12 protein-coding genes are annotated in these 11,848 nt (G+C 54.8%); all 12 read left to right on the top strand.

Going from position 1 to position 11,848, the window contains the following annotated elements; genetic code table 11:
• The first annotated feature begins 48 nt into the window (after positions 1-48).
• The 12 genes from ABN764_RS17035 (at position 49) to paaD (ending at position 11,680) form a co-directional block, all read left to right on the top strand.
• On the top strand, positions 49-573 hold the full coding sequence (locus ABN764_RS17035; protein WP_021260601.1) for a hypothetical protein: 525 nt from the start codon (positions 49-51) through the stop codon (positions 571-573).
• A gap of 687 nt (positions 574-1,260) precedes the next feature.
• Positions 1,261-2,262: an ABC transporter substrate-binding protein gene (locus tag ABN764_RS17040; protein ID WP_446672594.1), complete on the top strand. Its 1,002-nt coding sequence runs from the start codon at positions 1,261-1,263 to the stop codon at positions 2,260-2,262.
• 27 nt (positions 2,263-2,289) lie between these two features.
• Entirely contained in the window at positions 2,290-3,240 is a 951-nt protein-coding gene (locus ABN764_RS17045) for an ABC transporter permease (protein WP_446672595.1), read from the top strand.
• On the top strand, positions 3,227-4,015 hold the full coding sequence (locus ABN764_RS17050; protein WP_446672596.1) for an ABC transporter ATP-binding protein: 789 nt from the start codon (positions 3,227-3,229) through the stop codon (positions 4,013-4,015). Before ABN764_RS17045 ends, ABN764_RS17050 begins: the two co-directional genes overlap by 14 nt.
• An 86-nt stretch (positions 4,016-4,101) precedes the next feature.
• Positions 4,102-5,208, top strand: a complete 1,107-nt coding sequence (pdhA, locus tag ABN764_RS17055; RefSeq protein WP_394358396.1) for a pyruvate dehydrogenase (acetyl-transferring) E1 component subunit alpha — start codon at positions 4,102-4,104, stop codon at positions 5,206-5,208.
• The gene (locus tag ABN764_RS17060) at positions 5,205-6,188 is read left to right on the top strand and encodes an alpha-ketoacid dehydrogenase subunit beta (protein WP_446672597.1); all 984 of its coding nucleotides are present in this window, start codon (positions 5,205-5,207) and stop codon (positions 6,186-6,188) included. Before pdhA ends, ABN764_RS17060 begins: the two co-directional genes overlap by 4 nt.
• Positions 6,189-6,210: 22 nt before the next feature.
• Positions 6,211-7,560 carry a dihydrolipoamide acetyltransferase family protein gene (locus ABN764_RS17065; protein WP_446672598.1) on the top strand — a complete coding sequence of 450 codons (1,350 nt, stop codon included), beginning with the start codon at positions 6,211-6,213 and terminating at the stop codon, positions 7,558-7,560.
• Positions 7,561-9,003, top strand: a complete 1,443-nt coding sequence (gene lpdA / locus ABN764_RS17070) for a dihydrolipoyl dehydrogenase (protein ID WP_446672599.1) — start codon at positions 7,561-7,563, stop codon at positions 9,001-9,003.
• Complete coding sequence (paaA, locus tag ABN764_RS17075; protein WP_446672600.1) at positions 8,996-9,988, top strand: 1,2-phenylacetyl-CoA epoxidase subunit PaaA; 993 nt, start codon at positions 8,996-8,998, stop codon at positions 9,986-9,988. Before lpdA ends, paaA begins: the two co-directional genes overlap by 8 nt.
• Positions 9,985-10,329, top strand: a complete 345-nt coding sequence (gene paaB, locus ABN764_RS17080; RefSeq protein WP_268625906.1) for a 1,2-phenylacetyl-CoA epoxidase subunit PaaB — start codon at positions 9,985-9,987, stop codon at positions 10,327-10,329. The genes paaA and paaB overlap by 4 nt, the downstream gene beginning before the upstream one ends.
• A gap of 1 nt (position 10,330) precedes the next feature.
• On the top strand, positions 10,331-11,164 hold the full coding sequence (paaC, locus tag ABN764_RS17085) for a 1,2-phenylacetyl-CoA epoxidase subunit PaaC (RefSeq protein WP_446672601.1): 834 nt from the start codon (positions 10,331-10,333) through the stop codon (positions 11,162-11,164).
• Between the two features lie 15 nt (positions 11,165-11,179).
• Positions 11,180-11,680, top strand: coding sequence for a 1,2-phenylacetyl-CoA epoxidase subunit PaaD (paaD, locus tag ABN764_RS17090; protein ID WP_394358388.1), 501 nt, complete (start codon positions 11,180-11,182; stop codon positions 11,678-11,680).
• Positions 11,681-11,848: the final 168 nt, after the last annotated feature.

The raw sequence follows: 11,848 nt of genomic DNA on the forward strand, positions 1-11,848 counted from the left end.
GATACGAAATAGGGGTAACAATGGGGAAGTAAAGGGAGGTAGAGGAGTTTGAATAGTAGAAGTATTAAGGCGCTCTCATTAATCGGCTTCGGTATTTTGCTGATGCTGGTTACATGGAGCGGATGGGGCGCTGAGAAGTTTGCAACTGCGGGGAGCATATTCGGTTATTTTTGGCCAACATTGTTTGTCATCCCACTCGGTTTGTTTTTTCATTTTATGTTCTTCTTTGTCACCAAGAGGCGCGCAGCGGGGCTGCTTATACCTGGCGGGATCTTGATCGTTAGCGGTGTGGTATGTCAAATCGGGATGCTGTTCGATGCATTCGGTACGGTTTGGCCTGGATTTCCGCTTGCGGTGGCCTTCGGATTATTTGAATTTTATATCATGGGGAACCGTAATAAATGGCTCTTGATTCCGATATGTATTCTGACCTGTGTTTCGCTTTTGTTCTTTGCCGTCTTTTCATTAAGCGCGTTTGCAAGTTCTTCCCTAATCGGGATTACATTAGCAGCGCTCCTTATTGTGGGTGGATCAGCGATGCTGTGCAAAAAACCGGAGATTTCGGATTTTTAAGCCTATACATACGGAATTTTTTTGAGCAACAGGAATAGGGATTATTGCTCTAAATACGGGATAGCGGTGTACGCTGATGATCTGATGATCGCGGTGTCACCGCTTTATTTTTTGACCAGTCAACAAATTTATACAAGCTTGCATAAGTGCTCAATCGACCTTGAATGGCCCTGTACCTTTCAGGTTTTTTGTTTTTTATGGAATGGGATATAACATAAATCACACATTTCATATAAAAATTTGTCCAAATATTGACATTCGTTATGACGGCGTGATAATATAACGTTAAAATAACGCACCATAGAAAAAACGTATTACAAATGTTCAATTATGTTGAGCAACTCAACGATTTCGAATTGAAAAAACTCCAGCATTTAGCACGGCCCTGTGCATCTACGCGATCTTTACAACGCATACATACGCGACATCTCCACATCTAAGCCATCAGGCAGCAGCGCTCAGCCACGAGGGCAAGCGCATTCACATTTATCCTTCCAGATGAAACACAGCAACAGACTAGGAACGAATTTTCTCCGAAGCAGCAGAGCGAATCCCTAACATGTCTTGATACCACTAGAGAGCCTTGAAAGCCTTATATCTAAAACAATTCGCCAATACGCTTTTTATCTAATTATTATATTGAAAGCGCAATCAATACCAATTATTGTTGCAAAGGAGCGAGGTTGGATGAAACTGTTTTTCCCGATTTTTATGGTTTGCTCACTGTTGCTGACAGCATGTGGGAACTCGGACGAACCGAAGGAAATGGGTAAGGATGGCGACGGCAAAAAGATGATCAAAATCGGCATTGCGCAGTTCGCGGATCATCCTTCGCTGGATGGGGCGAGAGAAGGCTTTATGCAGGCGCTGAAGGACGCTGGGTACGAGGAAAATGTTAATTTGCAAGTTGATTTCCACAATGCGCAGGGCGATATGAACAACAATCTCACGATCGCTCAAAAGCTGGTGGGCGATAAAAATGACCTGATTCTGGCAATCGCTACACCAACCGCACAGGCGGTTGTGAAGGCAACGAAAGACATTCCCGTGCTGTTCACGGCTGTGACGGATCCGGTTGCATCGAAGCTGGTCAACAGTCTTGAAAAGCCAGGAGGTAATGTGACAGGCACGCGCGACACGAATCCAGACTCGATCAAGAAGACGATGGAGACGATGAAGAAGTTTTTCCCTGAGGCCCGCAAGGTAGGCGTTATCTACAATTCCGGGGAGCAGAACTCTGTTGTCAACATCTCCAATGTGAAGCAGGTGCTGCAGGAAGGCGGATTGGAGACGGTCGAGGCCACCGTGACGAACAGTTCGGAGGTGAAGCAGGCTGCCGATTCGCTGGTAGGCCGCTCGGACATCATCTATCTCCCGTCTGATAATACGGTCATTTCGGCGCTAAGCTCAGTCGTTTCGGTCGCTAATGACAAGGACATCCCGCTCTTCTGCGAGAGCAGTGAATCGGTTGGGGAAGGCGCGTTCGCATCAATCGGATTCAAATATTATGATCTCGGCTACGCGACAGGTGAGATGGCTGTGAAGGTTCTGAAGGGCACATCGCCGGCAGATATCCCCGTTGAGGTCTCCAAGAAGTTGGATCTGATGATTAACCCGAAGGCGGCGGAAGCGCAAGGAATCAAATTGACGGAAGAGATGACACAAGGCGCAATCCTGATAGAGAAATAAGTCGTTCCAAATTAGGAGGATGCTATCGTGCTATATGCGCTGACAGGTTCTTTGGAAGCAGGGGTCATTTACGCGTTAATGGCTCTGGGCGTTTACGTAACGTTTCGAATTCTCGACTTTCCCGATTTGACCGTAGATGGCAGCTTTGCCACTGGAGGAGCCGTGGCAGCAGTCATGATTACATCCGGCTATTCCCCGCTGCTCGCTACATTGGGGGCGCTGCTGGCAGGATGTGTGGCAGGAACCGTGACCGGACTGCTCCATACGAAAGGGAAAATCAATACGCTGCTGTCCGGTATTATTTCGATGATTGCTTTATATTCGATCAATTTGCGAATTATGGGCAAGGCGAATACACCGCTGCTGGGGGAAAGCACTCTATTCACACAGCTCAAATCCTTCTTGTCCAGTCTGCAGCCGCTTGCGATTTTGGCAGCCGTAGGGATATTCGTTCTGCTCATCAAATGGGCCATTGACTGGTTTTTGGATACAGAGATTGGCCTCGCGATTCGGGCCACCGGCGACAATACGAAAATGATCCGCAGCCTCTCTGCGAACACCGACAATATGAAAATTATCGGGCTGAGCCTGTCTAATGGCTTGGTAGCGCTATCCGGCGCGCTTATCGCCCAATATCAGGAGTTTGCGGATGTCTCAATGGGAATCGGCATTATCATCATCGGTTTGGCCTCCGTCATTATGGGGGAAGCCGTGTTCGGTCATGCTTCCATTCGGCGGGCAACCTTCGCCGTAATCGGAGGAGCTATTGTCTATCGTCTCATTATTATGCTGGCACTCCGCATCGGGTTGAATCCGAATGACCTGAAGCTGCTAACCGCTGTCATTGTGGTCGCCGCCCTTGTCATGTCACGGGTTCTAACAACATGGAAAGAAAGGCGGATGAGATCCTTTCAAGAAGATGCTCCACACCTGTCCATCGACCACGGAGCAAGGGGGGAAAGTCATGCTGAAACTTGAGGGGATTCGAAAAGTGTTCAACCGCAGGACGGCGAGCGAGAAAATTGCTCTGCAACATATAAATTTGACGCTTCGCGAGGGTGAATTCATAACGATTATCGGCTCTAATGGGGCAGGCAAGTCCACGCTGATGAATATAATCTCGGGCGGTATGACTCCAGATAGCGGCATCATTGAAATTGACGGCGAGAATGTTACCAGCCTCTCTGAATTCGAGCGCTCGCGCAAGATTGGACGCGTGTTCCAAGACCCGATGGCCGGCACGGCGCCGACGATGACGATTGAGGAGAATCTCGCGGTTGCTTACTCGCGTGACAAAGGACGCACCCTGCACCGGGGTGTGAACAAGAAGCGAAAGGATCTGTTCCGCGAGAGCCTTGCCTCGCTGCACCTAGGGCTCGAGAATCGGCTGTCAGCTAAGGCCGGACTGCTGTCAGGCGGAGAGCGGCAGGCGCTTAGCCTGCTGATGGCGACCTTCACGCAGCCGAAGGTGCTGCTGCTGGATGAGCATACGGCTGCGCTCGACCCAGCACGGGCGCAATTGATTACAGCGCTAACGAAGGAGGTCGTCGAGCGTTCCAACTTCACGACGCTGATGGTGACGCACAATATGCAGCAAGCCATCGAGCTCGGCAACCGCCTGATTATGATGGACGCAGGCCAGATTATTTTGGATGTGCCGGAGGAGGAAAAGAAGCATTTGACGATTGAGGTATTGTTGAAAAAATTCTCCCAGTTGAAGGGAGTCGCGGATGACCGCTTGCTGTTGGGATAGCAAAAAAGGGAAAGGGAGCGGTATTGATGATTCAAAGTCAGGGGCATCCGTCTGCCTCGCCAGTTATAGAGAAGGCAGGAAAGAGAATGCGGCATGAAGATATGCGCGGGCTGCTTGAGCCGTATCAAGTGCTTGAACCCTATCAGGTGCTGGCGCCGGACGGAGAGCTTCGCCACCCTACCGAGGGAGCCATTGACGAGGATCTGGCAATAAAAATGTACGAGAACATGATGCTGACAAGAATGTTCGATCGGAAGGCGGTCAACCTGCAAAGGCAGGGCCGAATGGGCACGTACGCCCCTTATGAGGGGCAGGAAGCCTCGCAGGTCGGGAGTGCACTGGCACTGTCCCCCAATGATTGGTTGTTTCCCAGCTATCGCGATCATGCTGCTGCAATTACGCATGGGCAGGCGCTCAGCAGGGTGCTGCTTTATTGGATGGGCCATATGGAAGGCTCGATCAGTCCGGAAGGCCGCCATATTATGCCGCCATGCGTGCCGATAGCCACGCATTTGACGCATGCCGTAGGCACATCGTGGGCCGCTAAGCTGAAGGGTGAGAAGCAGGCGAGCATCGTGTACTTCGGCGAAGGGGCAACCTCGGAGGGAGATTTCCATGAGGCCTTGAATTTTGCCGGGGTATATCAGACGGCTACTGTATTCTTCTGCCAGAATAACGGCTACGCCATCAGCGTGCCGTTCCATGCGCAGTCCGCTTCCCGAACGATCGCCCAGCGCGCGGCTGCTTACGATATGCCGGGTGTTCGAGTGGATGGTAACGATGTGTTCGCAGTCTGGCTGACCGTACGCGAAGCGATTGAACGCGGCTTGAACGGCGGCGGACCGACGCTTATCGAGGCAGTCACGTTCCGTTACGGGCCGCATACGACCAGCGACGATCCGCGCAAATATCGGGATCAAGCCCGGCTCTCTGCCGAGTGGAGGGAGCAGCGCGATCCAATAGAGCGCTTGAAGCGGTATCTCGTGAAGAGGGGAATTTGGGGCCAGGAGCATGAGGAGCGTCTTGTGGATCGGATCAGCGGCCTTATCGAGGCCGCGGTTGCAGAGGCGGAGAGCTATCCGAATTCCCAGCCTGAGGATATGTTCATGCACGTAAACGCTGACATGCTGTGGCCTGTGGCTGAGCAGCGGGAACAGAGCGGCCTGTGTGCGGAAAGGCAGGGTGAAGCATGAGCCGGAACGTAACGATCTTGCAAGCGATTAATGAAGCACTTGATCAGAAGCTGGCGGACGATCAGCGCGTCATGCTGACAGGGGAAGACATTGGCGTCAACGGCGGTGTGTTTCGAGCAACGGAAGGACTATTCGAGAAGTACGGCCAGGAGCGGGTTGTGGATACGCCGCTGGCTGAAGCCGGCATTATTGGCTCGGCAATCGGGCTGGCGCTGAATGGTTTCTTTCCAGTCGTTGAAATTCAGTTTTTGGCCTTCATTTATCCCGGCTTCGAGCAGATCGTCACACATGCGGCCCGCATGCGGTATCGGACGCGGGGACAGTACAATGTCCCTCTTGTTATTCGCACGCCTTACGGCGCGGGAATTAGAGGGCCAGAGCTTCATTCGGAGAGTGTGGAAGCATTCTTCGTTCATACGCCCGGGCTTAAGGTGGTCGTACCGAGCAATCCTTACGATGCCAAGGGTTTGCTTGTTAGCGCCATTGAGGATCCCGATCCGGTCGTATTTTTGGAACCGGCAAGGATTTACCGAGCCTTCAAGGCAGAAGTGCCGGAAGAGATGTACCGCATTCCGCTAGGGAAGGCGAACATTGTCCGGGAAGGCACAGATGTGACGCTGATTTCATGGGGGGCCATGATGCGGGTGGCGCTTGAAGCGGCGCGGCAGCTGGAGCAGGAGAAGGGCTGGTCTTGTGAGGTCATCGATCTCCGCTCGTTGTATCCGCTTGATCGGGATGCAATTGCCGCATCCGTGAAGAAAACAGGCCGCGCGATAATTGTTCATGAGGCGCAGAAAACGGCCGGCGTCGGAGCAGAAATTGTTTCGCTGATCAATGACGAAGCGCTGATGTATTTGCGGGCTCCGATTCAGCGAATTACTGGCTTTGATGTGCCAGTTCCGCAGTTCTCGCTCGAGGATGTCTATGTTCCGACGGTCGGGCGGGTAAGAGAAGGAATCGCTGCAGCGATACAGTTCTGACCGTTCAGGAGGAGGAACGCGAATGATAGAGTTCAAGCTTCCCGACGTAGGAGAAGGCATCCACGAAGGGGAGATCGGAAAATGGCTCATTAAGGAAGGGGAATGGGTGGCCTGCGATCAGCCGATCGTCGAGGTGCAGACGGACAAAGTGAACGCCGAGCTGACCGCTCCGGCGGCCGGCGTAGTGCGCAAGCTGATGTTCGCCGAGGGTGCTGGAGTTCGAGTAGGCGAGGTATTGTTCCTTCTCGAAGCGGAGGGGCGCATTCCTGCGATGGAAGCGGGCAAGGCGGAACAGGCGGCTTCAGTAGCAGCGGTTGTCAACGCTCCTTCGCCATCACCAGCAGTGGCCTTGCCATTGTCTGCAGCGACATCGCCGTCGGTGTCTGCTGAATTACCTGTGGGAAGAGTGCGCGCAGCTCCCTATGTTCGCCAGCTTGCGAGGCAGTTGAATGTCGACATCGAGCAGGTGAAGGGAAGCGGAGCCGCCGGACGGATATCCGAAGAGGACGTACGGCGCTATGCTGTTGCGGGCACGACTAAGGAAGCGGAAAGGGCAGGGGCAGACCTAATATGGGAAAATGCGTTTCAGCCTGCGCTGGAGCGGACGGCTTCCGCTGTCCGGCCGCAGACTGCCGCTGCCGGGTTGCATGGGGCCGCATCGACTTCTTGCGCCGAGGAGCGGCTTCCGTTGCGCGGCGTTCGCTTGAGGATCGCCGAAAGGCTGGTTAAGGCAGTGACCATCATCCCGCATGTCACGCAGGTGGATGAACTGGAAGCCGATGCCCTGCAGGCGCTGCGTGAGCGGCTTCGGCCGCTGGCGGCCGAACGGAAGGTGAAGTTGACATACTTGCCGTTTTTCATCAAGGCAATTGTCATTGCGCTTAAGGAGTTCCCATTCTTCAACGCTTCGCTTGATGACGAGACGAAGGAAATTGTGTTGAAGCGCTATTATCACATCGGGATTGCGACCGATACACCAGACGGTCTAATCGTTCCGGTTATCCGAGACGCCGATCGGAAGACAATATTTGAGCTGGCAGAAGAAATTGGGCGGTTGTCGGAGCGGGCGCGGGAAGGAAAGCTGAAGCTTGCGGACATTACCGGCGGTACCTTCACGATTAGCAACGTCGGCCCGATCGGCAGCCTGCTCGCAACGCCGATCATTAACCATCCGGAGGCGGCCATCCTGGCGCTGCACAAAATGGAGCCGCGCATGGTCGTTCGCAATGGGGAAGGTGTCATACGCCTCATGATGAATATGGCGCTTTCCTTCGACCATCGGCTTATCGATGGGGCGGAGGCGATTCGATTCACGAATCGGATCAAGCGGCTGCTAGAGCAGCCCGACTTATTATGGGCGGAGATGGTATAGATGGTCGTCGGTGAAATTGCTGTAGAAACGGATGTTGTTGTCATTGGCGGCGGGCCCGGCGGCTATACATCAGCGATCCGGCTGGGTCAGTTGGGCAAATCGGTCGTGTTGGTGGAAAAAGAGGAGCTCGGCGGTGTTTGTCTTCATTCGGGCTGCATTCCGTCCAAGGCGCTGATTCATGCGGCCGGATTGTATGACGAAGCCAGATCGGCTTCCAAGCTGGGACTGCGGATGGAGCCTGGGGCTCTTTCCTTCAATATGTCCGATTGGCAGTTGTGGAAGTCCGGAATTGTCGGCAGGCTGGGAAGCGGAGTGGCGCAGCTCTGCGCCGCTAACGGGGTTACGGTCGTGAAAGGGAGCGCACTCTTCCTGTCCGATGACCGCGTCGGGGTAGAGACGGAATCCGGCTTCGAGACCTACAAGTTCAAGCAGGCGGTTATCGCGACAGGATCGCGGCCGCATCTCCCAGCATTCGCTGCGGCAGGTGGTTCCCGCATCCTCACTTCCACGGGGGCACTGGAATCGGACAGTATACCGGAGCATTTAGTCATTATCGGGAGCGGCTATATTGGCATCGAATTGGGCATGGCATTCGCCAAACTTGGAAGCCGCGTCACACTTATTGAGCGCGAGGAGCGAATTCTCCCGCTTGTGGAAGGCAGCCTCGCTGCGGAAGTGAAGCGGCGCGCCGGCAAGCTAGGGATGGTTATCAAGACGGGCACGGAAGTGCGCGCGATTATGGAGCATGACGATGATGTCGAGCTGCGACTCGAATCGAGCCAGCAAGGGGAGGAGAGCGTCCTCTGCGACAAGGTACTTGTGACGGTCGGACGCATGCCGAACACAGAAGGACTCGGTCTCAGTCAGGCTGGGGTACGTATAGATGAGCGCGGCTATGTTCCGGTCGATGCGGAATGTCGAACCAATGTGCGCCACATTTTCGCCATCGGTGATATTACGCCAGGGCCTGCTCTTGCTCATCGCGCCGCGAGGCAGGGTACGGTCGCCGCGGAGGTGATCGGCGGATTGCCGAGTGCTTTCGACTCGCCGTATGTCCCGTACGTTATTTTTTCTGACCCGCAAATTGCTGGAGTGGGATTGACGCGGGCGGAAGCCGAGCGGCAGGGCATGAAGGTGAAGACGGGCCGCTTCCCTTTCCGTGCCAACGGATACGCATTGGCGGCCGGGAAGACAGACGGTTTTGCGGAAGTAGTCATCGAAGAGGATTCCAGTTTGCTGCTGGGCATGCATGCGGTGGGAGCAGATGCTGGGAGCTTGATTGGTCAGGGCGTCCTCGCCCTCGAAATGGCTGCGAGAGCGGAGGATGTGGCTATGACGGTGCATCCGCACCCGACGCTCAGTGAAGGCTGGCTGGAAGCCGCCGCCGCCGCTTTGGGGCATGCCATACACATTGTGAACGAGAGGAGGCTGGAAGATGAGTAATCGGAAGGGCCAGGATGGATCGCTGGACGACGAGCGTTTGGCGCATTTTCTGAACCGAATTGACCGGGGCGACAAGATTGAAGCGGACGATTGGATGCCAGACGATTACCGCAACCAGTTAATTAAGCTGATATCGATGCATGGCGTTAGTGAAATAATGGGGGCGCTGCCGGAGAAGGAATGGGTTCCGAAAGCGCCGACGTTGCGCCGCAAACTGGCGATTATGGCCAAGGTGCAGGATGAGATGGGACATGGACAGCTGCTGCTGCGGGTCGCGGAGGATTTAATGGCGCCGCTTGGTCAGACCCGCGAGGATCTGCTGCGCAATCTGTTCTCGGGAAAGCTGAAATTCCACAACGTGTTCCATATGGAGGCGCCCACATGGGCCGATGCAGGCGTCATCGCCTGGCTCGTCGACGGCGCCGCGATCATTACCCAGTCTATGTCGCTCGAGACATCCTACGCGCCATATGCCCGCGCGCTCCAGCGCATATGCGCGGAAGAGAAATTCCATGCCCAGCACGGTGAAAGCATTGTATTGGGGCTAGCCGAAGGAACGCCGGCGCAGCGCCGGATGCTGCAGGAGGCCGTAAACCGCTGGTGGCCTTCCTTGCTGATGTTCTTTGGCCCGCCAGAAGGCGGAACCGTGTCCAGTAACCAGCAGATGAACATACGTTACAAGATTCGCACGCAGACGAACGAGGAGCTGCGGCAGGCCTTTTTCCATAAATATGTGAACCGGATTTATCATTTGGGCTTGACGCTTCCGGACGACACGATTCGTTACGACGAAGCGGAGGGCGTCTGGCATTACCAGCAGCCCGATTGGGATCTCTTTGTACAAATTGTGCGTGGAAACGGGCCTTGCTCAGTACAGCGGCTGCGGCTGCGGAAAACGTCCTACGAAGAGGCGGAATGGGTGCGGGAAGCGATGGTGGCGCCTCCGCCCCGTACATCCTATGCGGCTGGAGGAGGGGCGATATGAGCAGCGAACGGAAAGAGAAATTTGCCGTCTATGAGGTATTCAGCCAAAAGAGCCCGTCTGCCGGCTTCGTGCACCAGTTCAGCTTGTTGGCGCCTAACCCGGAAGCCGCGCTCCTGATGGCGCGGGAGAACTTCATGCGCCGCGAGCCCTGCATCAACATCTGGGTTGTGAACCGCAATGATATTCACGGACTGACACCGGAGGAACGCGAGAGCCTCGAACGGCTGGACAACAAAAGCTACCGCGAAACAAAGGGATATGGCGACATCCAATCGAGGTGGCGGCGCCACAAGGAAGAGTATGAGGGCAAGGTGGATATCGCAGCACAGAAGGAGGGGTGAAATGTCGGAGCATATCGAAGTAGCGGCTGCGGAAGAGGCCAAGCGCCGCCCGGATTATACTCGGGCGCTGCAGGAGCTTTTGCTGCAGATTGCAGACGATGACTATATTTTGGCATACCGGGGATCGGAATGGCTTGGGCTGGCGCCTCACATCGAAGAAGATGTCGCTTTCTCCTCGATGGCGCAGGACATGATGGGGCATGCAGCGATGCTATACGAGATGCTGGAGGAATTGGGAGCTGGCAAGGCGGATGACCTGGCGCATTTGCGCAGCCCTGAGGCGTTCCGCAATGCCATACTGCTCGAGCGACCAAACGGATCAGGCGAGTATGCGAATGAGCCGCATTACGACTGGGCGTTCGCGATTGCCCGCTGCAGCCTATACGGCCTATTCAAGGAAATCCGGCTGGAAGTGCTGACCCATTCCTCGTATGTGCCGCTAAGGCAGGAGGCCAGCAAAATGCTGCGCGAGCATCAGTATCACAGCCGGTATTGGCGCTCCTGGTTCACGCGGCTGGCGGGCGGCACGAACGAGGCGCGTTCCCGATTGATTGCGGCTGTAGCCCAGGCGTGGAGCGATATTGGAAGCCTGTTCCCGCTAGGCAGCGAGGAGGAGGCGATCGTACGCTTCGGTCTGAGCATAGGTGGCGATGAATTGGCACGGCGCTGGAAGACATCGGCGCAGAGCTTGTTCGAAGCGAGTGGGCTCGCATGGCCAGGAGACTGGAATACTCCTGTCAGGACTGGACGCGACGGGCAGCATACCGACGATTTGACGCAAGTCGTCGGCATCTTGTCGGAGGTGTACCGGATTGACCCGGCGGCCAGCTGGTAAAGGAGGCGGTTCATCGTGACACAGATTATGCGACAGATGCCAACGGGGCTTGAGGAACGAATTTGGGCACTGCTGCAGGAGGTCAAGGATCCAGAAATCCCCGTCATCAGCATGATCGAGATGGGGATGATTCACAGGGTAGTTGTAGACGAGAGCGTGGTTGAGGTGGAGGTACTGCCGACCTTCATTGGCTGTCCTGCTCTGGAATTGATGAGGAGCGAAATTCAGGAGAAGCTGCTTTCCATCGAGGAAGTGCGCGAGGCGAACGTCCACTTCCTGCGGGAACCAGCCTGGATCTCGGATCGGATTAGCGACGAAGGCCGGGAGAAGCTGCGTTCATTCGGCATTGTTGCACCGCCGCGCGGTTGTACGCCGGGCGAAGAGTGGAAGGTGCGGTGCCCCTACTGCGATTCTCCGTACACACGCATGGACAATATGTTCGGTCCGGCGGCTTGCCGCAGCATTTTATATTGCAGGCACTGCAAAAATCCGTTCGAAGCTTTGAAAGTGTTGTGAGACTGGGATTGGGCTTGTATGGTTCGTAATGCCTTTAATGCTCTAGTGCTTAGTATTTAATGCTTAATGCTTAATCTCTAGTGCTCTAAGGCTTTAAGATTTTAAGGATTGATGCCTGTAGTTTAGCGGGAATGTGATGTTGTTAGACGTTTGGTTTGTTGCACTGCG

The sequence above is a fragment of the Paenibacillus wuxiensis genome (assembly GCF_040195695.1).
Lineage (GTDB): Bacteria > Bacillota > Bacilli > Paenibacillales > Paenibacillaceae > Paenibacillus_B > Paenibacillus_B suaedae.

Excerpts from the sequence above, each read along its gene's own strand:
- ABN764_RS17050 (WP_446672596.1), top strand. The coding sequence starts at position 3,227 with ATGCTGAAACTTGAGGGGATTCGAAAAGTGTTCAACCGCAGGACGGCG.
- pdhA (WP_394358396.1), top strand. The coding sequence starts at position 4,102 with ATGCGGCATGAAGATATGCGCGGGCTGCTTGAGCCGTATCAAGTGCTT.
- ABN764_RS17040 (WP_446672594.1), top strand. The coding sequence starts at position 1,261 with ATGAAACTGTTTTTCCCGATTTTTATGGTTTGCTCACTGTTGCTGACA.
- ABN764_RS17065 (WP_446672598.1), top strand. The coding sequence starts at position 6,211 with ATGATAGAGTTCAAGCTTCCCGACGTAGGAGAAGGCATCCACGAAGGG.
- ABN764_RS17060 (WP_446672597.1), top strand. The coding sequence starts at position 5,205 with ATGAGCCGGAACGTAACGATCTTGCAAGCGATTAATGAAGCACTTGAT.
- paaC (WP_446672601.1), top strand. The coding sequence starts at position 10,331 with ATGTCGGAGCATATCGAAGTAGCGGCTGCGGAAGAGGCCAAGCGCCGC.
- lpdA (WP_446672599.1), top strand. The coding sequence starts at position 7,561 with ATGGTCGTCGGTGAAATTGCTGTAGAAACGGATGTTGTTGTCATTGGC.
- paaA (WP_446672600.1), top strand. The coding sequence starts at position 8,996 with ATGAGTAATCGGAAGGGCCAGGATGGATCGCTGGACGACGAGCGTTTG.
- paaB (WP_268625906.1), top strand. The coding sequence starts at position 9,985 with ATGAGCAGCGAACGGAAAGAGAAATTTGCCGTCTATGAGGTATTCAGC.